The sequence below is a fragment of the Rhizobium sp. 32-5/1 genome (assembly GCF_029537235.1).
GTDB lineage: Bacteria > Pseudomonadota > Alphaproteobacteria > Rhizobiales > Rhizobiaceae > Pararhizobium.
On record NZ_CP120638.1, the window covers coordinates 1,428,387 to 1,450,861 of the forward strand.

At 60.4% G+C, this 22,475-nt stretch carries 21 protein-coding genes and 3 pseudogenes; 7 read left to right on the plus strand and 17 right to left on the minus strand.

Annotated features, from left to right (window positions below):
- Nucleotides 1–89: 89 nt before the first annotated feature.
- Nucleotides 90–902: a DeoR/GlpR family DNA-binding transcription regulator gene (locus P6U16_RS07395; protein WP_277703216.1), complete on the minus strand. Its 813-nt coding sequence runs from the start codon at nt 900–902 to the stop codon at nt 90–92.
- Nucleotides 903–1,114: 212 nt separating this feature from the next.
- Between P6U16_RS07395 and P6U16_RS07400 the strand changes: the two genes are divergently transcribed.
- Nucleotides 1,115–3,214 (plus strand): bifunctional rhamnulose-1-phosphate aldolase/short-chain dehydrogenase, encoded by a 2,100-nt coding sequence (locus tag P6U16_RS07400; protein ID WP_277703217.1) that lies wholly within the window; start codon nt 1,115–1,117, stop codon nt 3,212–3,214.
- A 6-nt stretch (nt 3,215–3,220) separates the two neighbouring features.
- Here P6U16_RS07400 and P6U16_RS07405 read toward each other — a convergent pair whose 3' ends face one another.
- On the minus strand, nt 3,221–3,379 hold the full coding sequence (locus P6U16_RS07405; protein WP_275788781.1) for a YqaE/Pmp3 family membrane protein: 159 nt from the start codon (nt 3,377–3,379) through the stop codon (nt 3,221–3,223).
- Nucleotides 3,380–3,459: 80 nt separating this feature from the next.
- Between P6U16_RS07405 and rhaI the strand changes: the two are divergent.
- From rhaI to P6U16_RS07430, 5 genes and pseudogenes are all read left to right on the plus strand, one after another.
- A pseudogene (gene rhaI, locus P6U16_RS07410) lies at nt 3,460–4,756 on the plus strand (L-rhamnose catabolism isomerase).
- Nucleotides 4,757–4,936: 180 nt separating this feature from the next.
- A complete protein-coding gene (locus P6U16_RS07415) occupies nt 4,937–5,191 on the plus strand; it encodes a GlsB/YeaQ/YmgE family stress response membrane protein (protein WP_277703218.1) in 255 nt (84 codons plus the stop codon).
- 69 nt (nt 5,192–5,260) lie between these two features.
- Entirely contained in the window at nt 5,261–5,449 is a 189-nt protein-coding gene (locus tag P6U16_RS07420; RefSeq protein WP_277703219.1) for a hypothetical protein, read from the plus strand.
- 44 nt (nt 5,450–5,493) lie between these two features.
- The gene (locus P6U16_RS07425; protein ID WP_277703220.1) at nt 5,494–5,955 is read left to right on the plus strand and encodes a YbaK/EbsC family protein; all 462 of its coding nucleotides are present in this window, start codon (nt 5,494–5,496) and stop codon (nt 5,953–5,955) included.
- Nucleotides 5,956–6,453: 498 nt separating this feature from the next.
- The gene (locus P6U16_RS07430; RefSeq protein WP_277703221.1) at nt 6,454–6,579 is read left to right on the plus strand and encodes a hypothetical protein; all 126 of its coding nucleotides are present in this window, start codon (nt 6,454–6,456) and stop codon (nt 6,577–6,579) included.
- Between the two features lie 3 nt (nt 6,580–6,582).
- On the opposite strand, the gene P6U16_RS07435 is transcribed toward P6U16_RS07430, so the two are convergent.
- The 14 genes and pseudogenes from P6U16_RS07435 to P6U16_RS07500 all read right to left on the minus strand — a co-directional run bounded on the left by P6U16_RS07435 (nt 6,583) and on the right by P6U16_RS07500 (nt 20,572).
- Nucleotides 6,583–7,611, minus strand: coding sequence for a histone deacetylase family protein (locus tag P6U16_RS07435; protein WP_277703222.1), 1,029 nt, complete (start codon nt 7,609–7,611; stop codon nt 6,583–6,585).
- A gap of 24 nt (nt 7,612–7,635) precedes the next feature.
- The gene (locus P6U16_RS07440; RefSeq protein ID WP_277703223.1) at nt 7,636–8,139 is read right to left on the minus strand and encodes a GNAT family N-acetyltransferase; all 504 of its coding nucleotides are present in this window, start codon (nt 8,137–8,139) and stop codon (nt 7,636–7,638) included.
- Nucleotides 8,139–9,071: a 3-keto-5-aminohexanoate cleavage protein gene (locus tag P6U16_RS07445; protein WP_277703784.1), complete on the minus strand. Its 933-nt coding sequence runs from the start codon at nt 9,069–9,071 to the stop codon at nt 8,139–8,141. The genes P6U16_RS07440 and P6U16_RS07445 overlap by 1 nt, the downstream gene beginning before the upstream one ends.
- A gap of 4 nt (nt 9,072–9,075) precedes the next feature.
- Nucleotides 9,076–10,431, minus strand: coding sequence for an aspartate aminotransferase family protein (locus P6U16_RS07450; protein WP_277703224.1), 1,356 nt, complete (start codon nt 10,429–10,431; stop codon nt 9,076–9,078).
- 19 nt (nt 10,432–10,450) lie between these two features.
- Complete coding sequence (locus P6U16_RS07455) at nt 10,451–12,088, minus strand: N,N-dimethylformamidase beta subunit family domain-containing protein (RefSeq protein ID WP_349017677.1); 1,638 nt, start codon at nt 12,086–12,088, stop codon at nt 10,451–10,453.
- Between the two features lie 301 nt (nt 12,089–12,389).
- A complete protein-coding gene (locus P6U16_RS07460) occupies nt 12,390–12,821 on the minus strand; it encodes a heme-binding protein (protein ID WP_277703225.1) in 432 nt (143 codons plus the stop codon).
- An 18-nt stretch (nt 12,822–12,839) separates the two neighbouring features.
- Nucleotides 12,840–13,820 carry an ROK family protein gene (locus tag P6U16_RS07465; protein WP_277703226.1) on the minus strand — a complete coding sequence of 327 codons (981 nt, stop codon included), beginning with the start codon at nt 13,818–13,820 and terminating at the stop codon, nt 12,840–12,842.
- A gap of 15 nt (nt 13,821–13,835) precedes the next feature.
- On the minus strand, nt 13,836–14,537 hold the full coding sequence (locus tag P6U16_RS07470; RefSeq protein ID WP_277703227.1) for a ribulose-phosphate 3-epimerase: 702 nt from the start codon (nt 14,535–14,537) through the stop codon (nt 13,836–13,838).
- Between the two features lie 4 nt (nt 14,538–14,541).
- Nucleotides 14,542–15,351 (minus strand): alpha/beta hydrolase, encoded by an 810-nt coding sequence (locus tag P6U16_RS07475; RefSeq protein WP_277703228.1) that lies wholly within the window; start codon nt 15,349–15,351, stop codon nt 14,542–14,544.
- Complete coding sequence (locus tag P6U16_RS07480) at nt 15,348–16,181, minus strand: sugar phosphate isomerase/epimerase family protein (protein ID WP_277703229.1); 834 nt, start codon at nt 16,179–16,181, stop codon at nt 15,348–15,350. Before P6U16_RS07480 ends, P6U16_RS07475 begins: the two co-directional genes overlap by 4 nt.
- Nucleotides 16,181–17,257, minus strand: a complete 1,077-nt coding sequence (locus tag P6U16_RS07485; RefSeq protein WP_277703230.1) for a Gfo/Idh/MocA family oxidoreductase — start codon at nt 17,255–17,257, stop codon at nt 16,181–16,183. The genes P6U16_RS07480 and P6U16_RS07485 overlap by 1 nt, the downstream gene beginning before the upstream one ends.
- 90 nt (nt 17,258–17,347) lie before the next feature.
- The gene (ugpC, locus tag P6U16_RS07490; RefSeq protein ID WP_277703231.1) at nt 17,348–18,493 is read right to left on the minus strand and encodes a sn-glycerol-3-phosphate ABC transporter ATP-binding protein UgpC; all 1,146 of its coding nucleotides are present in this window, start codon (nt 18,491–18,493) and stop codon (nt 17,348–17,350) included.
- Between the two features lie 343 nt (nt 18,494–18,836).
- A pseudogene (locus P6U16_RS07495) lies at nt 18,837–19,768 on the minus strand (PfkB family carbohydrate kinase).
- A gap of 3 nt (nt 19,769–19,771) precedes the next feature.
- Nucleotides 19,772–20,572: a class I fructose-bisphosphate aldolase gene (locus tag P6U16_RS07500; RefSeq protein ID WP_277703232.1), complete on the minus strand. Its 801-nt coding sequence runs from the start codon at nt 20,570–20,572 to the stop codon at nt 19,772–19,774.
- A gap of 212 nt (nt 20,573–20,784) precedes the next feature.
- On the opposite strand from P6U16_RS07500, the pseudogene P6U16_RS07505 reads away from it, so the two are divergent.
- Nucleotides 20,785–21,545: pseudogene (locus tag P6U16_RS07505) on the plus strand (DeoR/GlpR family DNA-binding transcription regulator).
- A gap of 39 nt (nt 21,546–21,584) precedes the next feature.
- Here P6U16_RS07505 and P6U16_RS07510 read toward each other — a convergent pair.
- Entirely contained in the window at nt 21,585–22,403 is an 819-nt protein-coding gene (locus P6U16_RS07510) for a sugar phosphate isomerase/epimerase (RefSeq protein ID WP_277703233.1), read from the minus strand.
- Between the last annotated feature and the right edge of the window lie 72 nt (nt 22,404–22,475).

Here is a 22,475-nt window from a genome sequence, read left to right on the forward strand (position 1 = left end):
CATCCGGCTTTGTTCTCTCAAATTTTGCCCCATGCTTCCGGCTAAAAATGCCTTGGCCATTGGCGACGTCTCCCCGCCTCCCGCCGGTCTCATGCCGACGACGAAGCATTCTCCTCAACGATGCCCGACCTGGTATTGGCGATTACCAAACCGACGCCTGCATCTTCGAGCATCTGGACATGACGGTCCTCGATGCCCGAATCCGTGATGACAGTGGTGATGCGCTTCAGCCCGCACAGGATGAGGCTGGAACGCTTGTGAAATTTCGACGAGTCGATCAGCACGACCAGTTCATCGGCCTGATCAATCAGCTTCTGTTCTGCCTGGATCAGCAAAGGATCGCCTTCCATGAGGCCGAGCGGACCCAGTCCTTGAGCCCCCATGAACATGCGGCGCGCATAGAAATTGCGCGTCACGTCATTATCGAAGGGGCTCAGAATGATGTTCTGCTCGCGGTAGATCGTTCCGCCCGACAGCATCACTGTGTTTTTCGAGTGCTTCAGCAGATGCTCGGCGATCGGGAACGAGTTGGTGAACACCTGCATGCGGCGGTTCGTGAGGAAGTGTACCATCTGGAAGGTCGTCGTGCCGCCATTGATGATGATTGGCTCGCCATCCTGACAGAGCGCAACGGCCTCCTTGGCGATTGCTTGCTTCTGCCGGGCATGCAGCCCTTCGTTGACACTGAAGGGACGACCGGCGAGGCCGACGAACTGCGGTGGATTGATCGCTTCAGCCCCGCCGCGCACCCGGCGAAGACGCTTCTGCACATGCAACGCAGCGATATCCCTGCGGATCGTCGCTTCGGAGCTATCCGTCAGATCCACCAGTTCAGGCACGGTGATGACCGGCTTGTCCTGGACCGCTGACAGGATGATCCTGTGTCGCTCTTTCTCGTGCATTTCGTTCCTCCAACGTGCCCTATGCTTCCATCACGACCATGCATTGTCAATCACATTCAGTCATATTTTTTCATTGTGCAGTGCAGTATGATGGTTTTTGATCGTTTCTGATTGACATCGCCGGGAATATTATGTGATCTGACGGCAACGAAAGCGTCTTTGCCCCTGACACGTCAGCAGGCCAGCGCGGAATTGACCGGGAGGAAATGCAGATGCTCGACAAGCAACAAGGCTCGCGCCTTGCCAATCTCTGGGATGACGCCAAGGCAGCGGCGATGAGCGAATCGGAGCGGCTCCTGTACCGCTCGAACCTGCTCGGCTCCGACAAACGCATTACCAACTACGGCGGCGGCAATACCTCCGCCAAGGTCATGGAAAAGGACCCTCTCGGCGGCGGCACGGTCGAGGTTCTCTGGGTCAAGGGCTCCGGCGGCGACGTCGGCACGATCAAGATGGATGGTTTTTCCACACTCTATATGGAGAAGCTTGAAGCCCTGAAGGGTCTCTATCGCGGCCTCGAGCATGAAGACGAGATGGTCGGTTGTCTCCCGCACTGTACCTTCAACCTCAATCCGCGCGCCGCTTCGATCGACACGCCGCTGCATGCCTATGTGCCGAAGAAGCATGTGGATCACATGCACCCGGACGCGATCATCGCCATTGCCGCGTCCAAGAACAGCCGCGAGCTGACGCAGCAAATATTCGGCGACGATATCGGCTGGCTGCCCTGGAAACGCCCCGGCTTCGAACTCGGCCTCTGGCTTTCGAAATTCTGCGCAGAAAACCCCAATGCGCGCGGACTGATCCTGGAAAGCCATGGCCTTTTCACCTGGGGCGATACCGCCAAGGAAGCTTACGAGACCACGGTCGAGATCATCAACAAGGCGATTGCATGGTTCGAAACGACCAACACAGCGCCTGCCTTCGGTGGCGCAGTGAAGCCAGTGCTTCCGGCGGAGCAGCGCCGCGCCATTGCACAGAAACTGATGCCGGTCATTCGCGGTATGATCAGCGCCGACGAGCGCAAGCTCGGCCATTTCGACGACAGCCAGGCCGTTCTGGATTTTGTCACCTCGAAAAACCTTGCGCCGCTGGCGGCACTCGGCACCTCCTGCCCCGACCATTTCCTGCGCACCAAGATCTGCCCGCTGGTGATCGATTTCGATCCGGAAAACCCGGATATCGACAAGACGCTAGCCGGGCTTGAGGCTGCGATCGCCGAATACCGCGCCGGTTATGCCGCCTATTACGATCGCTGCAAGCGCGACAACAGCCCGGCGATGCGCGACCCGAACGCGGTGGTCTACCTCATCCCCGGCGTCGGCATGATCACCTTTGCCAAGGACAAGGCAACCGCCCGCATCTCCGGCGAATTCTACGTCAACGCCATCAACGTGATGCGCGGCGCATCTGGGGTCTCGACCTATGTCGGCCTGCCGGAACAGGAAGCCTTCGACATCGAATACTGGTTGCTGGAAGAGGCCAAGCTGCAGCGCATGCCGAAGCCAAAGATGCTGGCCGGCAAGATTGCACTCGTCACCGGCGGTGCCGGCGGCATCGGCAAGGCAACCGCCAACCGGCTGATGCAGGAAGGCGCCTGCGTCGTGCTCGCCGATATCGACGAGACGGCTCTCGCCTCGGCCTTGAGCGAACTTGGCGGCCGCTACGGCAAGGATTTCGTCCGCGCTGTGACCATGAACGTCACCGATGAAGCTGCCGTCGAGAAGAGCTTTGCCGATACGCTCCTGGAATTCGGTGGTCTCGACATTCTTGTCTCCAATGCCGGCCTCGCCTCATCAGCTGCGATCGAAGACACGACGCTGGCACTGTGGAACAAGAACATGGATATCCTGGCGACAGGATACTTCCTGGTTTCGCGCGAAGCCTTCCGGATCTTCCGCAACCAGAAGGCCGGCGGAAACGTCGTCTTCGTCGCGTCCAAAAACGGCCTTGCCGCATCGCCGGGTGCTTCCGCCTATTGCACGGCCAAGGCGGCCGAAATCCATCTTGCCCGATGCCTGGCACTGGAAGGTGCGGCCGCACAGATCCGGGTCAATGTCGTCAACCCGGATGCCGTGCTGCGCGGGTCGAAGATCTGGTCGGGCGAGTGGAAGGAACAGCGCGCGGCCGTCTACAAGACGGATATGGAAGGGCTGGAGGCGATGTATCGAGACCGCTCCATGCTGAAGCTCAGCGTTTTCCCGGAAGATATTGCCGAGGCAATCTATTTCCTCGCTTCCGACATGTCGGCCAAGTCCACCGGCAACATCATCAATGTCGATGCGGGCAACGCCCAATCGTTTACGCGCTGACGCCGTTTATCGCCTGAGAATGACCCAGATGGCGTGGATGATACCGGGAATGTAGCCGCACAGCGTCAAGAGGATGTTCAGCCAGAACTGCAGGCCGATGCCGACCTGCAGGAACACACCGACCGGCGGCAGAAGAATGGCAAGAAGAATACGGACAACGTCCAAGATGACCTCCAAAGGGGTTCAACAATCGAGACGTGGTAACGCGGATAGCGAGGAAAAGTTCAAATGCTGGGGAGGAAACCATGAGCGACTTCATCATCGAGCCCGACATCATTGTGCGGGACAACGAGGCGCGCATCGCCGACATCAAGGCTGACTATGACCACCTCGGCGCGCAACTCGCCCGCAGCGGAATCGATATCGAAAACGTCAAAGCGAAAGTCTCCGCTTACGGTGTAGCGGTTCCTTCTTGGGGCGTCGGCACGGGCGGAACCCGGTTTGCCCGTTTCCCCGGCACCGGCGAACCCCGCAACATCTTCGACAAGATCGAGGACTGCTCCGTCATCCAGCAATTGACCAAGGCGACGCCGACCGTTTCGCTGCACATCCCATGGGACAAGGTCGATGACCTGAAGGGGCTGAAGGAAAAGGGCAACGCGCTCGGCCTTGGCTTCGATGCGATGAACTCCAACACCTTCTCGGATGCGCCGGACCAGGCGCATTCCTATAAATTCGGATCGCTCAGCCACGCGGATGCAGCGACGCGGCAGCAAGCCGTCGATCACAATCTCGAATGTATCGAGATCGGCAAAGCGCTTGGCTCGAAGGCGCTTACCGTCTGGATCGGCGACGGCTCGAACTTTCCGGGCCAGAGCAATTTCACGAAGAGCTTCGAGCGTTATCTCGAAGCGATGAAGGCGATCTACAAGGGCCTGCCGGACGACTGGAAGATCTTCTCCGAGCACAAGATGTTCGAGCCGGCCTTCTACTCGACCGTGGTCCAGGACTGGGGCACCAATTATCTGATCGCCCAGGAGCTTGGTCCCAAGGCACACTGCCTCGTCGATCTCGGCCATCATGCGCCCAACGTCAATATCGAGATGATCGTTGCCCGGCTCATCCAGTTCAAGAAACTCGGTGGCTTCCATTTCAACGATCTCGAAATATGGCGATGACGATCTCGATACGGGCTCGATCGATCCCTATCGCCTGTTCCTCGTCTTCAACGAACTGGTGGATGCGGAAACACGAGCCGCGGAAGGCTTTGCGCCAATGCACATGCTCGACCAGAGCCATAATGTCACCGACCCGATCGAAAGCCTGATGAACTCGGCGACCGAAGTCAGCCGCGCCTATGCGCAGGCGCTGCTCGTCGATCGCAAGGCGCTTGAAGCCTATCAGGACGGGAACGACGCATTGATGGCGACGGAAACGCTGAAAGCCGCATTCCGCACCCATGTCGAGCCTATTCTTGCCATGTCGCGTTATGAGGCCGGCGGCGCGATTTCGCCGGTCGCGGCCTATCGGGCGAGCGGCTATCGCGCCAAGGTCTCGGGCGAACGCCCGGCATCGAAAAGCGGCGGCGGTGGCATCGTCTGACAGCCTCCGTATCGGAAAGAACAGCCTCGAGCCCCGGCGTGGAAATGCCGGGGCTCGCTTGCTTTCCGGCTGGAATATTACCTCTAAACGATATATTCGAAAATTGTCACGTGCTCCTCTAACCATTTGGCCGTGCCGCACTATTTCGATTTATGAAATGCAACGGGAAAGGAACCATCCATGGGCATTGAAAGCATTCTTATCTTCATCCTGGTCGGCGCAGTCGCCGGCTGGCTCGCAGGACTTATCGTCAAGGGCTTCGGCTTTGGCCTGCTCGGCAATATCGTCGTCGGCATCGTCGGCGCCTTCATCGCGGGTATGCTGTTTCCGCGGCTCGGCGTACCGCTCGGCAGCGGCATTCTTGGCGCCATCCTGGCAGCAACCCTTGGCGCGGTTATCCTTCTCCTTCTGATTCGCGTCATCAAGCGCGCTTGAACCAGACAACTGAATGGCCTGCAGGTCACTGCGGGCCGTTTTTTTATCCTACGATCTACGGGAGCAGCCATGTCGGAGCTTTACAAGTCGGACCTCGAGCAGGCCCTGAAGGCTTTCATCGCCGATCACCCAGGCATTCATTCGCGCGAAGAAGCGATTGCGGCCGTGCTGGAAAACTGGTTCAGCACGCATGGATACCTGCCCACGGGCCAGACCGGAACACGCCCCGAGGATCTTGACGCGACCAACGACGACTGAAACAAATCGCCGATACAGCATCCGATTGTTTCATCGTGAGCGTCATGAGCCTTTCTTCCGTCAAAGCCTTCTTCTCCGAAAAAGCGCCGGATATCACCGTCATCGAACTTGAGCAGAGTACGGCAACGGTGGCGCAGGCCGCCGAAGGCCACGACGTCACACAGGGCCAGATCGCCAAGACGCTCGCCTTGCGCGTCGGCGAAACGGTTATTTTGGTTGTCATCCGCGGCGATGCCCGGCTGGACAACAGGAAATTCAAGGCGAAATTCGCAACCAAGGCCAAGATGCTCGGATTTGACGAGGTGGAAGCGGAGACCGGCCATCCGGTCGGCGGCGTCTGCCCCTTCGGCCTCATAAAACCACACACGATCTATTGCGATGTGTCGCTCAAGGCCTTCGACGAAGTCGTGCCCGCAGCCGGTGCAACCAATGCGGCGGTGCGGATCAACCCGATCCGCATGGCAGAACTCGCTGACGCCGAATGGATTGATGTTTCGGATGTTTGACTATCGATGACGGGTCACAAAGGTTTGTCAGCGACGCTTTCCAATAATGAGCGGACCAGCTCTCTACCTCTATCCGTGACTGCTGTGACTGACGTGACCGGGGAAGAGCGTGAAGGCCCGTCTGTAAAGCGTTTGAACGACTACAATACCAAGATGAACAGCATCACAGATGCGAACGACAGCACGCCGAAGATGTTCAGAAGTGTCTTCATGATATGGTCAGTCATGCCGCACGTCCTTCCTTCACCGGTCAAACCCGGAGCGGCGCCTTTGCAACCGCTCTTGAAGGGAACAACGGACAAACTGTATATTTTGATCCATTGTCGGAACCAGTTTGACCGAATTTACGCCACATAGATTAAAAAACCGTCACCACCGAAACGCTTGAACCTCTGGTTAACCTTATCCCTTAACACACTGGTAGAATTCCTCCTGAGCTCGTCCGCGAAACTCCATCGACAGCCCTCGCCAGCTTGAGATTCCACCGAAAACAACGAGATGGCATTTCCTGCCCGCGCCGAAAAGACGTACCGTTGGGGAAATCCTGTCGGCACCTCGTCTATAGGCCCCTTGAGCGAACGGACCTATCCGCAGACCATGGGGTACCCGAAGGATTTCGAGTGAACGTCAGCGACCAGCATTGGTGAAACCGGTGAGGAAGGATGTGAGATTGTTCGAAAGCGCATCGCAGAGATAGCCACCCTCCTGGACGATGACGCTTGGCAGGCCGATTTCGGCGATGGCCTGCGCGATCCTCGCAAAACCGGATGTGGAAACCGAGAGACCGCCAAAGGGATCGCCCTCATAGGCATCGAGGCCGAGCGCCACGACCAATGCATCGGGCGCATAGGCCTCGATACGGCGCAGGGCGGCGGACAGGGCCTGCAGGAAGCCCTCGTCACCTGTCTTGCGCGGCAGCGGCAGATTGTAGTTGTAGCCGAGGCCTAAGCCTTCGCCGCGCTCGTCGGCATGGCCCCAGAAAAACGGATAGAAGCGCACCGGATCGGCATGCAGCGAAACGGTCAGCACATCGGAACGGCCGTAGAAAATGCCCTGTGTGCCGTTACCGTGATGCAGGTCAACGTCGAGGATCGCCACTCTTCGCCCATCCTTCAGCAGATGCTGGGCGGCGATCGCCGAATTGTTGAGAAAGCAGAAGCCGCCGGCCACATCGGCAAAAGCATGGTGCCCCGGCGGACGGCAGAGCGCATAGGCAGAACGATCGCCAGCCATAACCGCATCCGCCGCCTCCACTGCGCTCCACGCGCTCCAGCAGGCACTGATCCACGTATCCGCAGAAATCGGGCAGGCCGTATCGGCCATATGATAGCCCGCCTGCCCGACGGCGGAGGCCGGATAACTTCCGTGGCGGGCGAGCGGATGGATATTGGGAATGACCTCTTCGGAAGCACCCTCGATCCGCTGCCAGCGTAGGAAGATGTTTTGCAGGAATTCGAGATATTCCGGCGTATGCACGGCTGCGATGGATTTGAGGCCATGATTGCGCGGCCGGTGGATCTCCGAGCCGGCCGCCTTTGCTCCCGCCAGCAGCCGTTCGATCCGCTCGGGCTTTTCCGGGTTTGGCTGCGGCGCCCCGCTGGAGAGAAACATCTTGGGATGATGCGACTTCTGTTCGTCGGCATAGAAGGTTTTCATTGGTAGGGCCTTTCGCACATCCTGTCAGACGCCGCTCTCATACTGGCCGGCGAGCGCATCGAAGGCATCGCCGTAGACGGCATGGACATGCTCATCCTTCGACCATTCGAGCCCCAAACGCTCGTAGAAATGCTGCGCCGACAGGTTCTTCGCATCGACCGACAGGCGCAAATAACAACCGCCGTTTTCGCGCACATGGGCGGCCGTTGCCCGCAGCAGGGCGACGCCGATGCCGGAACCGCGGAAACGCTCATCCACCACGATATCCTGGATGTAGGCACCGGGCCTGCCGCGCCAGGTGGAGAAACTCGGGAAGAACAGAGACATGCCGGCAAAATCTTTACCCACTTCAGCGATCAGCACGGTGAAAGCGGGACGGTCCCCGAAGCCATGATGGCGAAGATCGGCGGGCGTCGCCGTAATCCTGCCTTCCTCACCCAGATGCCGTGCGATCATCATCAGGCCACCATGGATGGCCTCCGCATCCTCTACCGTTGCCAGTCGAATCGTGAAGGATATATCCGACATCAGAACGCCACCTTGTCGCCGCCCTTGAGCGCCAGCATGGCCCGCGCCTCGTCGGGCGCCGCGACCTCCAGCGACAGGTTTTCGAGGATGATGCGGATGCGCGCCACCTGTTCGGCGTTGGATTTCGCCAGTTCTCCGCGCCCGAGATAAAGGCTGTCCTCCAGCCCCACCCGTACATTGCCCTTCATCGTCGCTCCCATGGTGATCAACGGCATCTGCTGGCGTCCCGCGGCCAGCACCGAGAAACGATACTGGTCTGCGAACAGCTTGTCGGCAATACGCTTCATATGAACAAGGTTTTCCGGATCGGCACCGATGCCGCCGAGAATGCCGAGCACGAACTGGATGAACAGCGGTCCCCTGACCAGCCCGCGATCATAGAAATGCTTCAGCGTGTAGAGATGGCCAACATCGTAGCATTCGAACTCGAAGCGCGTGCCGCAGCCTTCGCCGAGCTGCTTCAGGATGCTTTCGATATCGGCAAAGGTGTTCTTGAAGATCGTGCCGCGTGTCGCCTCGAGCACCTGCGGCTCCCATTCGTGCTTCCACATCATATCGGCTTTGGCGAGCGGGAATACGCCGAAATTCATCGAGCCCATATTGAGGGAGCACATTTCCGGCTCGGCCCGCAGTGCGGCGGCCAGCCGATCTTCCAGTGTCATCAGCGAACTGCCGCCTGTCGATATGTTGATGACCGCACCGGTCGCCTGCTTGATGCGGGGCAGGAACTGCATGAACACATCTGGGTCGGCCGTTGGCCGGCCGTCTTCAGGGTTGCGCGCATGCAGGTGCAGGATCGACGCTCCGGCCTCCGCGGCAGCAATGGCTTGTTGGGCGATCTCGTCCGGCGTGACCGGAAGATGCGGGCTCATCGACGGCGTATGCACGGAGCCGGTCACGGCACAGGTGATGATGACTTTGTTTTTCATGATGCCCTCACCCGTTGACCGGCAGATCAAGTTCGCGCGCCAGGACCTCCAGCGCATCGCCGAGGATCGACACCATTTCGCCGACCTGTTCGGCGGTGATGATCAAGGGCGGCGCGAGGATGAAATTGTCGGCCTCGATACCGTCGCCGCGGATGCGCCGCGAATAGATGATCAGGCCGCGCGCGTAGCAGAGATCGACAAGGCGCTGGTTGGTGCCCTTGGCCTTCGGCAGCGATTCGAAGGTCACCGGATCGGCCACCAAATCGGCCCCCAGCAACAGGCCCTTGCCACGCACGCCGGCGATGAACGGAAAGCGCTTCGATAGATCTTCCATCTCGCCTTTGAGCAATTCGCCCATCGCCGCCGCATTGCCTTCGCAGTCCAGCCGCTCCATTTCCTCCATCACCGCGAGACCGGCCGCGCAGGCGAGCGGATTGCCGGCATAGGTATAGCCGTGCTGGAAACCGCCCATGTCGAGCACCGGCTTGACCAGCCGGGACGAGGCGGCCATGGCGCCGAGCGCCGCATAGCCGGAGCCGATGCCCTTCGACATGGTGACGATATCGGGTCTGCAGTTCCAGTGATCGCCGCCTAGATAACGGCCGGTGCGCGCCGCACCCGTCATCACCTCATCATGGATCAAGAGGATGCCGTACCGGTCGCAGATCTCGCGGATACGGGCGAAATAGCTGTCGGGCGGAACGAGTGCCGCGGTGGCTGCGCCACCGATCGGCTCCATGATGAAGGCGACGACACTGTCGGGCCCCTCCTCCACGATTTTTGCCTCCAGCATGTCGGCGTAACGAAGGCCGCGCTCTTCCATCGAGAGGTTGTCGCGGTCGCGATAGGCACGCGGCGCCGGGATCGCCGGCATCGGCTGGATCTGCGGCGCGAAGGTTTCGGTCAGCGCCAGATCGCCGGTCACACCAAGCGCACCCATCGTGCCGCCATGATAGGACGGAAACCGGCCGATCACCTTCCAGCGGCTCGCCTGACCGGTCGCGACGGCCCATTGCCGGGCGAGCTTGATCGCCGATTCCACCGCCTCGGAACCGCCGGACACGAAGAAGATCCGGTCGAGATCATCAGGCATCTTGGCCGCCAGGCGCCGCGCCAATTCCTCGGCCGGCTCGTTTTCGAAATGCAGGCGATAGGCAAAGGTGGTCTTTTCCATCTGCCGTTTCATCGCTTCGATCACATGGCGGTTGCCATGGCCGATATTGCTGACCATCGGCCCGCTCGACCCGTCGATGAAACGCTGCCCGTCCGCAGTCCAGAAGTAGATGCCTTCGGCGCGATCGACCAGAGGGCGGCGCAGGCGGGTAACGTAGAAGAGATGGGAAGCCGGACGTTCGATGTTCATGAGGATTTGCTCTGTCGATCTATCGGTTGAGGAAACGGTTCAGCACATTGGCGGTGACGCGCTCGACCATCGCGTCGCTGCGTAACAGCCCGGCTACCCATTCGCAGGTTCCGGCGTGGAACACCTCGCCCTTGCCGCGCTTGAAATGGACGATCATGCCGTTGCTGTAACGAACCTTTTCCATGTTCTCGTCGCTCGCCTCGCCATAGAGTGTCTCGGCGATAAAGCGGCCGTCTTCGTCGCCGAAGAACTGGTCTTCCGGCGAGAGAATGTCGCTTTCCTCGACCTGGCTCGCCATGCCCAACGCCAGGATTTCCAGCCCTTCCGGTGCGCCGCTGTCGGCTGTCGGATAAGGCAGGCCGTGGCGGATCTCATAGGACAGGCCATCGACCTCGTAGCCATAGATATGGCTGTCGGCGCCGAGCACGTCGCCATAAAACAGGCCGGTTCCGGCAAAGGCCCAGTGGCCGGGACGATAGATCGGAAAACCCTTGACACCGCGCGGCGCGCAGCCACCCCAGCCGGCATAGACGCCGCTTGTTGCATTGAGCCCGAAGGTCAGCGCGCCCGGCCGCCCGATTTCCGGCGCTTCCCAGGAATTGGTGGCGCGGGTCACGTCGCCGGTCGCGTAGACGGGGTCCTCTTTACGAGCGACATATTTGTAGCAGACCTGCCGCCGGCCCTCGTCCTGCAGCCGCGTCTGCCACATGAAATTGCCGGCAAAGCGCGCAACGCGGCCGCCTCTGTCGACATAGGCATCGATCGCGTCGCGCATCTCCCAGGTCCAGTATTCGTCGTGACCGACGCAGACGACGCAGTCATAGCCATCCAGCAGGTCTGGCCGGACATGCAGTTCGTCCTGCGAGACCAGGTCTACGGCATAGCCTTGCCGTTCGGCCCAGCGGAAGAAGTGGCTGTCATAGCTTGCCCAGCCGGACGAGGCATATTTCTTGGAATAGCCCTTGGCATAGGCCCATTCCATATGCGGATAACGCGGCACTGTGCCAGGTGGGAGGCTGACCTCCAGCGGCACGCGCGGCGCATCCGGCGGCAAGACCACGAAACCCCGACACCATGGACGCTCCCGGCTGACCGTGGTCGCGAACTGGTCGCGGCCCGGCCCGGTGATGCCCTGATAGTGATTGGAGCCGCCCCAAGTGTTGTAGGCCGCCCAGGTTCCGGTTGCCGCCACCTGCAGGATGCGGCCAGGTTTTGGCCCGGCCTTCGGCAGGACAATGATGAGGTGATGGCAGCGGATCGGCTTTCCATCTCGGCCATCCGCCGTCAGCGTGATGCGATAGCCGCCGGAGGGCCAGCTTTCATGGATCTGGAATGTATGGCTCGGCGCCCAGCCGCATCCCTCCACCGAGCATTGGTCCGGCGTCTCCTGCCAGGCGGTCGCAATGCCGTCCGTGCCGTAGACGGCCGTTTCGACGCTGCCATCCCGAACGACGTCCATGCGGCAGGAGGACGCCGTCGAGCTGATATGCAAATCCACCATCGCGCCGGGTGCATAAGAAAAATCGCACGTATAGCACCAGATTTCGCCGCGCGCGCCGTCCATGCCCGGCGTTTCGTAATAATGCCCGAGCACCGCATGGCGCCGTTCTTCAGCACTCAGCCCGAAATCGGGAAACGGATCGGTCACTTCAACCACGCAAGCTCCTCGGCATTCCGTCGACGACGCGTGTCGCGGCGTGACAGGAGAATGACCGGGGATGACGTCGACTGCAAATACATAGTGGCAATGCCATGCATAGACCGGGCGAATGATACAAGGCGTCGAGTTTTTGAATTTGCGTCGGATGGCGATGATGCAGGCGCTGCCCGCCACCTAGCTCACTCAGGGCGGTGGCGAGATGGCGGCCGCTGGTGAAAACCAGAACCGGAGAGACTGCTTCCGAGAGTTTTAAGTCACGGATCCCATCGCAAGACAACCTCGTTGATTTGAATGGACCTCACCGGGCGGGCATCTGCGAGAGTAGCACGTTAATGCCGGCCTGGCAGCATTCGGCATCCTGGGCCGGCGTTCCGGAACTGACACCAATTGCACCCACGACTTCGCCGTCAATCAACACAGGTATGCCTCCTGCAACCACGAGCAATCGGCCACCAATAGCCGAATGGATACCATAGGCGGGTTTGCCCGGCTGGCTTGCTTCGCCATAGCTTTCCGTGGTGCGCTTTGCTCCGGCCGCCGTATAGGCCTTGTCCTGAGCGATGATCGTGCTTGTGATCTTACCGCCGTCCATCCGCTCAAAGGCGATCAACTGGCCGGATTCATCTGTGACGGCGATACACATCGCAACGCCGATTTCGTCTGCTTTCGCGCGTGCGCCTTCAATCAGTATGCGGGCATCGTCCAGGCTCAGTCTCTTGATGGTCAGCATGATCTTTAAATCCTTAATCTAGAAGTTCGCGAAAAAGCCGGGATGGTTCTCCGGCGGCATTTCGGCAAGGAATGCGAGCGCCGCCGCGCCGACGAGGCCGGAATTCTGGCCCAGCGCCGCCCGGATGACTTGCACGTCGTTGAACGCCGGCATGGCCCGTTGGGCGATGTAGTTCTGGATGCCAGGCTGCAGGCGGTCGAACTCATGGGAAAGGCCGCCTCCCATGACGACAATCTCCGGGCTGAAGATATGGATGAGGCTTACGAAGCCACGGCCGAGGATTTCGGCCTCCTCTTCGATCAGTGTATTGGCAAGAACATCGCCATTCCGAGCGGCGGAAAAGACATCGCGGCTGTGAACCTCGGTGCCGTTTTTTCCAAGCACCGTTTCCGTGCAGTTCAGTGCCCTGATGCGTGCCCGCAGCGCAAAGGCGGTTCCCGATCCGTAGGCCTCGAAGCATCCCCGGTTGCCGCAGGGGCAGAGTTCGCCGTTCGGCATGACGGACATGTGGCCGATATGGCCCGCCATACCCTTGCGGCCGCGAACGACGCGACCGTCGCTGATGATGCCGCCGCCGATGCCGGTGCTGACCGTTACGTAGATCAGGTTGTCATACCCCTTGCCCTCACCGAACTGCCACTCACCGATCGCCGCAGCAATGCCGTCGTTTTCTAGGCTGACAGGATAGACGAAGCGCTTCTGCAATTCCGCCTTCAGCGGGAAGCCAGCAAAGCCGGCAAGCGTCGGCACATCGCTTGCGACCCCGGCCATCGTATCGACCGGACCGGGCGTCGACACACCGACGCCCACCACCGACAAGGGCTGCCCTGCCGCCAACACCCGTTCTGCCAGGTCGAGAATTTGGCTGAGAACGCGCTCTGGGCCGGCCAAAGCCTCCGTCTGATCCTCGGCCTGGGCAAAGATTGTACCCTGTTCGCCGACCAGAGCCGCACGAACCTGCGTCCCTCCCAGATCAATACCGATGGCGACCTGCTGCATCCCGCGATCCGCCGGCTAGAGAGCGTGCAACCACGCCATGCGCTCGGATAGCGATGGCGCGTTGAAGGCTAGTGAACCGAGGACGACGGTTTGGGCGCTGGCTTGGCGAAGCAGCGGCACGGTATGCTCGCGAATGCCGCCGTCGGCAGCAAGAACGATGCGATGGTCCGCGCCGCAACCGGCAATGATCCGCCCGGTCTGTTGCAGACGCTCGCCCGCCTTTTCGTCGAGCCCCTGCCCTTTCACACCGATCGCCGTGCCAAGCAGCGTGATGAAATCGAGGCGGGCTGCATATTTTCGGATCGTCTCGACCGGTGTTTCGACCCGAAGAACCATACCGGCAGCGATGCCACGGCGATCCATAAGGTCCAGCGCCGCATCGGCGACCGCCTCGTTCTCGACGTGGATGCTGATCAGGTCACTGCCGGCATCGGCGAATTGTTCGATCTGCGACAGAAGAATGCTGTCGGCAACCATCAGATGCACATGGATCGGGCGCGCGGAGATCTTTCGAACACCGGCGGCGAGATCTGGAAAGAACAGCATGGCCGGTGCGAAATGACCATCGGCGACGTCGATGTGCAGGACGTCGACAAAGGGTTCGACACGGGCAAGATCGTCAGCCAGACGCACGAGATCGGCCGACCAGACGGAGAACTCCGCAATCAGGCGATCCTTCGGAAGGGCGTTGATCCAGGTCTTGGAGTGGGCGGTCATGATTTCAAAGCTCCTTCAAAAATGTGCTCATGGCATTCCGGAAGTCGGCGACATACTGCGCGCGGCTTTCGGCCTTTGGTGTGATCTGGACAAACCGCGCCGTCGCAATCTGCTCGGTCAGGGTGCGGGCATGGGCGATCGGATGAATGCTGTCCTGTTCGGTTCCTATGACGAGCGTTGGAACGGCGATGCGTGAAACCTCGTCTTCCGTCACGCCCGGCCCATCACTGGAAAACGCGGTCAGCAAGGCTGATGTCACCGCGATCGGCTGTCGTGTGAAGAACCCGGTGAGCGAGGCCAGATTGTCGGGCGCCTCAACAGCAAGGCGCTGGCCGATTGGCCCGGCCAGAAAGACGGTCTTCGCCTCGTTGGGCGGCAGGGTCTGCAGAAGCCGGCCGATCTCGGCATTGGGCGCCATGTTGTCCGGTGCCGCCGCCGTTACCCACGCGGGTCTTGCCAGGATCAGTGCCTTAACGAGATCCGGTCGCGTGACGGCAAGCCGTAGCGCGATGGCCGCCCCCATGGAAATGCCGCCGACTACCACGGGTGCCATCAGCTGCGTTTCTATATAGGCGGCGATGTCATCGGCAAATGTCGCGATCGACAGGCGCTCGATCGGTCCGGACTGTGAAGCGCCATGGCCGCGCGCTTCCACTGTGATGCGGCAAAAACCGGGCTCGGGCGGAAAGGCTTCTTGCGTCTGGCCGGCATCTCCGCACAGGCCATGCTGGAAAACCACCGGCGGTCCCTCGCCTGCAATATCGACATGCAGCCGGGTGCCGTCATGCGTCTCGAAGAACCGGCCCTCGCTCATCGCTCTGCCCCCGCAAGCCTGGCCTTCAGAAATTCGGCAACCCTGCCGGCTTCTGGAGCGGAAAGCCCGTGTGTGATCAGGCTCCCGTCAAAGTCGATTTCGGCCAGTTTGCGCAGGTACAAGGAATAGTCGAGAACGCCCTTGCCCGCGGTCGCAAAATGGCCGTCCTTTGTTCGGTCCTTGGCATGGGCCATGATGATGCAGTCGCCAAGCAGATCGATCGCCGAAGAAACGATCGTCCGCTGCTCCTCCATTGTCTCCACCTCGAAGAGATTGGCCGGATCGAACACGATCCTGATGCGCGGGCTCTTCATCTCGTCAATCAGGCGTCGTGCCTTGGCCGCCGAATTGACGACATTGGCAAGCTCGGGCTCGATGCCGAGAGCAACGTCAAAGCCCTCGGCGATCTCAACCGCCGTACCCATGGCTTCCAGCAGATCGCGCCAGGCCTCCGGCGAATTATTGTCGGGATGCGCCTTCCACTGATCCTGCGGATCGCGCGTGCCCGTGCAGAGCGTGATCAGCCCGGTGGACATGGCAGCGCAGCGCTTGGCCAGGACCGCGAGCCGGCGATGGCCGGCCTCGCGGATGGCGAGATCGGGATGGATCATGTTGTAGGTGCCGGAGACAGCGACGATCTCGACGCCGGTCACTTTCGCTGCCGCCGCCACCGAATGCGCCTGTTCTTCGCTGATCTCCTCGGGCATCGCGGCAAGCCCGGAACAGGCCATGTTGTATTGCGCGCACGTATAGCCCGCATCGGCAACGGATTTCAGCACCGTTTCCGGATCAGCACCCTCGAAGGTCTTGGCGAAGATGCCGAGCTTCATCACACGCCACCCGATGTTTCGGCCAGCGCCACCGCCTTGCCGCTTTCGACGGAACGGGCGATCGCCACCATTGCCTGGACCGAGGCGAGACCATCGTCGATATCGGCGCCTTCCATGGGCGTGCCGTCCAGAACTGTGCGGGCAAAGCCCTCCAGCTGGCGGCGATAGAAATGCCCGTCGGCCCCAAGCACGCGATGGGTCGCGCCATCGGCTTCGCGAAAGATGTCGACTTCGCTCGACTTGTAGTACCAGGGATTGAAGGTCCTGCCGAGAATGCTGCCATTCTCGCCGTAGATCTGGAAGCCTTCGTGCCAGTCCATGCGCACCTGCACGGTCAGGTCGAGATGGCCAAGCGCGCCGGAGGCAAATTCGACATCGACAAACCAGCACCAGATCCCAGCACGCTCCGACAGGCGCGCGTCAACCGAAACGATATCGCCCGCGAAATAGCGTGCCGTATCGATCAGGTGGCAGCCATGCGCCAGCACGTAATAGCGGCGCAGGTCGGCCTTGGGATTGATCGAGGGCTTCCGCGCATTGGCGCTTGCAACGATCAGCGGCTGAACCGCATCCGTCATCGGGTAACGATGCGTGCTGTCACAATACCAGGCCTTCAGCGCGATCAGCGCGCCCATCTCGTCGGAAATGAAGCGCTTCGCCGCCTGGAGGCCGGCGTCGAAGCGCTTCATATGCCCGACCTGAAAGACTTTACCGGATGCTTCGACGGCGGCTTTCAGGTCATGGCATTCCTCGACCGTCAGGCCGACCGGCTTTTCGCACAGCACATGTTTGCCGGCTTCGAGCGCTCGAATGGAAGCCGGAACGTGGAAGGCATCGGCCGTCGCGATGATCACCGCGTCGATATCGGGATCGGCCAGCATCTTGTCGTAGTCGTTGTAGGACTTCTCAGCACCATGCGTTATCGCCATGCGCTCGCGCAGATCATCGGCGACGTCGCAGATTGCAAAGAGATCGGCATTGGCAGCCTTGGTGCAGCTTTCGAAATGGGCCGCCTGGGCGATCTGGCCCGCTCCCAATACCCCGACGCGAAGGCGTTTTTCCTGCTTTGCTGGCATGGAGTAAACTCTCGATTTTCTTTGGTTGAATGCTGTGAAGCCGGCGTGGTGTCTCCAAGCAGAACACGACCGCCACGCGCGACGAAGCCGTTAAAGCGCCAAGTGTGTATCGGGGTCGAAGAAATGCAGCTTTGTCGGGTCTAGAGCCAGGGCGATCTGCCTGCCCGTCTCGATCGTGCTGGTCGCCTCGAATTTTGCCACAGTATTGGCGGCGCCTTTGAGATCCTCGACGGCGTCGGGGTCGCCGGAATCCACCTGAACGGCATCGACGCTCAAGTGCACGATGAATTCAGATCCGAGCTCTTCAATGGTTTTCACGGTCGCCGGAATGGACGGAAATGCAGCACCAGACGGCAGGCGGCTGTCATAGAGGTCTTCGGGGCGGATTCCGAAAACGACGGTTTTGCCCTCGAACCCCGCAAGACCGGGCGCACGCTCGAAGACGCTGGCCGGCAAGGGAATCGAGAATGCCGGCACTTGAATGCTGCCGTTCTGAAGGCGCCCTTCATAGAGGTTCATCGATGGCGAACCGATAAAGCCGGCGACAAAGGCGTTGACCGGCCGATTGTAGAGCGCCCGGGGCGTATCGACCTGCTGAAGCACACCGCCCTTCAGCACGGCGACACGGTCGCCCATCGTCAGCGCTTCGGTCTGGTCATGGGTGACGTAGATCGTCGTGACACCGAGCTGGCGCTGCAGGCTTGCAATCTCCGCCCGCATCTGCACGCGCAGCTTCGCATCGAGGTTCGACAGCGGCTCGTCCATCAGGAATGCGGCCGGTTCGCGGACCATCGCGCGGCCCATGGCGACGCGCTGGCGCTGGCCGCCGGAGAGCTGGGCAGGCTTGCTGCCGAGCAGGGATTCAAGCTGCAGGATCTTGGCGATCTCATTGACGCGTTTTGTGCGCTCGGCCTTGCTCTTGCGCGCAAGCTTCATCGAAAACGCAATATTGTCGAAAACCGTCATGTGCGGATACAACGCATAGTTCTGAAAGACCATGGCGATATCCCGGTCCTTCGGCGGAAGATCGACGACATCCTGCCCACCGATGCTCAATGTGCCACTGGTGATCTCTTCCAGTCCGGCGATCATGCGCAAGGCGGTTGATTTCCCGCAACCGGAAGGACCAACCAGGATCAGGAATTCGCCGTCGTTTACCGTCAGGCTCAACTCCTTGATCGCATGGTAGTTGTTGCCGTAGGTCTTGCAGATTTTGTCCAGAACAACCACGGCCATGACAATTTCCTCCCCGCCATTCCGAAACACCGGAGAGCGATCCTCTCATCGCCCCCAGCTCCCTCCTAAAAAGCTCAGGAGTGCGGCACAAAGTCAATACAAAAAACGTCCACCATTGCAGGTAGGATCGCCAGTATAGAAATTAAGTAATTGATATCATGTTATAAATACAGATTTATTGATCTGTATGTATGAGATTTTATTTTTTGACGCGCGTAATTTTATGCATCCACGGCTGCAGCGAAACGAGCGTTCAGGTGAAAGGCCCGCGTCAGGACGGAAACACCCATCGCGGCGGACCGATCGGGATCGCCGCCGCTGGGACACCGTCTGGCCTGCATCTTCACCCGGCTAGCGGGATGGGAACGGGAGCGCCTTCCGCAGCCATCCAGTCGCGGCACGTGCTGTCGTCGGGAAGGCCCATGCGGCCACCCCGCGCCGTGACGGCGATGGCCGCGGCGGCTGTGGCATAGGCGACGCAATCGAGCGGCGCCTTTCCCTGCGCCAGCGCCAGGCAATAGGCACCGTGAAAACAGTCTCCGGCACCGGTCGTATCGACCGCCCGTACCGCATAGGTTGGGAAATGCCACCGAGTGGCGTCGCTCCGTTGCCGAACATAAGAGCCATTTTCGCCGTCCGTGAGCACAACAGCAGACCGTTCGTCCGACCAGAGCGCATGGAGGACGGCTTCCGGCGCAGTTTTCCCCGTATAGGCCTGGCCGAAGGCAAGCGGCAGCACGAGGTGGTCGGCAAGTGTCAGGATCCTGTCCGTGACAGGACCGACCGTCCATTCGATATCAGCGACGATGGCCAGGCCGAGCCCCGCGCGCGCGCCACAATGGCTTCGGAATGCGCAGAATAGCCATCGATGAGCAGGACCGGCGCCTGCATCAGCACGGCATCGGGCAAGGCAAGGGACGTACCATGCAGCACGTCGTCGTCATAGGCGATGAAGCGATCTCCGTTCGTATCGACAGTAATGACCGAGCGGATCGGCAGGGAGGCGGCAGACCGCGGCGCAAGAGATGTGTCCACCCCGTCGCGCTCGAGCTGCTGCCCACCCACATCGTTTATCGGCTGGTCATTCAACCAGCCGATAAAGGCGGCGCGCCCACCGAGGCGAGCAATGGCCACCAAGGCGGTGGCTACGTTTCCGCCGTGGTCCATGGCGCGTTTGATGACCTTTCCCTTGCCCGATGACAGCACCCGATCGACATAGATAATGTCGTCGATGGCAAGCGCACCGAAGCCCAGGACATGGAAAGGTCGCGACATGGTTCAGAGACCTGCTGCGGCCAGGGCGTCTGCCGGCGCCATGTCGTCGTGGATGACCAGTTTGAAGGCAAGTGCAGCCTTGGTCGTATCGCCGTGACCCCAGAGATTGCGTCCGACGACCGCGCCCTTTGCACCGGCGCGCAGGGCGTCCGATGTCTGCGTCAGGGCGCCGAGCAACGTTTCGGTCTTCGGTCCACCGGCGATCACGACAGGCACCGGGCAGGTCGCCACCGTCTCGCGGAAGGAGTCGAAGTCGCCGGTATAACCGACCTTGATCACATCGACGCCGGTCTCGTAACCGATGCGCACGGCATAAGCGATTTCATCCGGGGTGAAGACGATCTTTCCGCCGTCGGAGAAATCGCGCGGATAGACATGGGCGACGACGGGCATTTCGAAACGGGCCGCGGCATTCACCGTATCGGTCAGCCAACGGATGTATTCACCTTCCGTATTGCCGCGAACCGGGATCGCAACCGCGAGCGCATCTGCGCCATAGCGGACGGCATCTTCCGGCGTTGCGATCAACTGGCGGATACGATCGTCGGCGGTGAAGCAACCGGCCTGGATGACCAGTGCGGCCTTGCCGGCATATTGTTCCCACAGATGGCGCGCAGCGCCCGGCTGGATGCTAACATAGTCAGGTCCGCCGGCCATCACCCGGCGCAAGGCACCCGGCAGGTCCGCAAGGCCGCCTTCGCGCACATTGCCGTAGCCGACGAAATGATCGACCGCGCCGCCGAACAATCTGCCTGACGGATTGGAGAAGAGGCGCGAGAGGCGAATTTTGGTTCCGAGACCCATGGCAGAATTCCTTCGTGTTTGCTGGGCTGATGTTGACCGGACCCTAACGTAAATAAAACAAGTTTCAATATTTCGAATTCTTTCATTTTGTACTTAGCGGACGATTTTTTCTATGCTAAATCGATGACTCATCAGATTTCGGAAGAGAAGCGACGGAAATCCTTTCGAAATTCGAAACCTTTTTTGAATGCAACAGGCGGTCGAGGTCACACATGCTTGCAGAGCAAAGACGGCATCAGATTTTGCTCGAACTTCAGCGGGTCGGTCAGGCGCGGACGCGACAACTCGCTGAGTTCTTCGAGGTTTCCGAAGTTACGATCCGCTCCGATCTCGAAATCATGGATGCGAAAAAACAACTGATCAAAACCCATGGCGGGGCAATTGCCATCCCGGCGGATTCCCCGCTGCAGCCTTCGAAGACCGCATGCTGCGCAATTTCGAGGCCAAGCGGCGGATCGCCCAGATGGCCGCCCGGCAAATCATCGACAATCAGTCGATCGTCTTCGACAGCGGGTCGACCTTGCTGCAGGTCGCCATGCAAATGCCGCCGGTCAACAATGTCGTGGTGGCGACGACGGCGATGAACATCGCCCAGCACCTCATGTATCGTCCGGGGCTCGACGTGCACATGATTGGCGGCCGGGTTTTCCCCAATACGGTCAGTACCATCGTCTCCGATTCCGACAAGGTCCTTGGCGGGCTGGTGGCCCATCAGGCTTTTGTCAGCGCCCATGCGATCGACCAGGCATTTGATGTTGTGGATGTCTCCGAAGACATCGCCCGGACCAAACGCAACCTCGTGCGTATGGCACGTCGGGTCGTCCTGGTGGCCGATTCCAGCAAATGGGACACCGGCGCCTCCTCCAAGGCCTTTTCCCTGTCGCGCGTCGACCTTGTTATCACCGACAGCAATATGCCCCACAGCATCCGAAGCCGGCTCGACAAACTGGGCGTGGAAGTTCGCTATGCCTGACCGGCGTTCCCTGCAAAAAGACAAGGCAGGGCGCTGCAATCAAAGCCCCATCAGGCGCAAGGCCTGGTGGTTTGCGCGCACGGCAGCCGCCGGATTCAGGCCCGCCTGTTCCGATTCCTCCTCCACCACGATCCAGCCGTTAAACAGCGGCGCTTGGCGCACCGCGGCGATCACAGCCGGCACGTCGCATGCGCCCTCGCCCAGCATCGTCCACGTCCCGCTGGCATCGACGTCCTTCAGGTGAACGTACCGGATGCGATCGTAAAAAGCCGCGAGCGTATCGGCCATCGTCTGGCCGCCGCGCAGGATATGGCCGGTGTCCGGCACCCAGCCAACCTGCGGCTCCAGCAGGGCAAACAGCGCGTCATAATCGGCGCGCGTCAACAGCAAGGTGTTGTGATGGGACGAGGGATGGACCGCGACGGTGACACCGGCTGCCTTGCCGATCTCCATCGAGCGATTGTAGCACTCCGCGGCAACCGCGAATTTGTCCGTACGCGGTCCATCCGAAACGACGGTTGCCGAACCCATCGACACGAGCGCGCCGGGAAAATTCGCCGCAAAATCCACCCAACGGCGCGTCGTCTCCATGTCGGCCGCAATCTGCTCGGGCAACGTGAAACCGCTTTGCGAGCCGAAGGCAAAAGACACCAGCGTCAGGCCGGCATCGCCAAGCGAGCGGACGAAGGCTTCGGGTTTGTCGGCATACTCGCCGATCATCGTATCGGTAATTTCTATGCCGGAATATCCGCCCTCGGCGATCGCGCGCAGCAGGTCGTCCGGTCCGCCTTTCCAGGCATTCCCCAGCATTTCCCAGGTGAAGGTCTGGCAGCCGATTTTCAATTCTGTGCTCTTCATAACTGGTCCTGATTGATCGTTGCGTCGGGCATCCACGGGCAGGCGCGGCCTTCCTTAGCCGCCAAGAATGCA

Coding starts and splice junctions, on each gene's coding strand:
- P6U16_RS07395 (WP_277703216.1), bottom strand. CDS start 902: ATGCACGAGAAAGAGCGACACAGGATCATCCTGTCAGCGGTCCAGGAC.
- P6U16_RS07400 (WP_277703217.1), top strand. CDS start 1,115: ATGCTCGACAAGCAACAAGGCTCGCGCCTTGCCAATCTCTGGGATGAC.
- P6U16_RS07415 (WP_277703218.1), top strand. CDS start 4,937: ATGGGCATTGAAAGCATTCTTATCTTCATCCTGGTCGGCGCAGTCGCC.
- P6U16_RS07420 (WP_277703219.1), top strand. CDS start 5,261: ATGTCGGAGCTTTACAAGTCGGACCTCGAGCAGGCCCTGAAGGCTTTC.
- P6U16_RS07425 (WP_277703220.1), top strand. CDS start 5,494: ATGAGCCTTTCTTCCGTCAAAGCCTTCTTCTCCGAAAAAGCGCCGGAT.
- P6U16_RS07430 (WP_277703221.1), top strand. CDS start 6,454: ATGGCATTTCCTGCCCGCGCCGAAAAGACGTACCGTTGGGGAAATCCT.
- P6U16_RS07435 (WP_277703222.1), bottom strand. CDS start 7,611: ATGAAAACCTTCTATGCCGACGAACAGAAGTCGCATCATCCCAAGATG.
- P6U16_RS07440 (WP_277703223.1), bottom strand. CDS start 8,139: ATGTCGGATATATCCTTCACGATTCGACTGGCAACGGTAGAGGATGCG.
- P6U16_RS07450 (WP_277703224.1), bottom strand. CDS start 10,431: ATGAACATCGAACGTCCGGCTTCCCATCTCTTCTACGTTACCCGCCTG.
- P6U16_RS07460 (WP_277703225.1), bottom strand. CDS start 12,821: ATGCTGACCATCAAGAGACTGAGCCTGGACGATGCCCGCATACTGATT.
- P6U16_RS07465 (WP_277703226.1), bottom strand. CDS start 13,820: ATGCAGCAGGTCGCCATCGGTATTGATCTGGGAGGGACGCAGGTTCGT.
- P6U16_RS07470 (WP_277703227.1), bottom strand. CDS start 14,537: ATGACCGCCCACTCCAAGACCTGGATCAACGCCCTTCCGAAGGATCGC.
- P6U16_RS07475 (WP_277703228.1), bottom strand. CDS start 15,351: ATGAGCGAGGGCCGGTTCTTCGAGACGCATGACGGCACCCGGCTGCAT.
- P6U16_RS07480 (WP_277703229.1), bottom strand. CDS start 16,181: ATGAAGCTCGGCATCTTCGCCAAGACCTTCGAGGGTGCTGATCCGGAA.
- P6U16_RS07485 (WP_277703230.1), bottom strand. CDS start 17,257: ATGCCAGCAAAGCAGGAAAAACGCCTTCGCGTCGGGGTATTGGGAGCG.
- ugpC (WP_277703231.1), bottom strand. CDS start 18,493: ATGGCCGTGGTTGTTCTGGACAAAATCTGCAAGACCTACGGCAACAAC.
- P6U16_RS07500 (WP_277703232.1), bottom strand. CDS start 20,572: ATGGGTCTCGGAACCAAAATTCGCCTCTCGCGCCTCTTCTCCAATCCG.
- P6U16_RS07510 (WP_277703233.1), bottom strand. CDS start 22,403: ATGAAGAGCACAGAATTGAAAATCGGCTGCCAGACCTTCACCTGGGAA.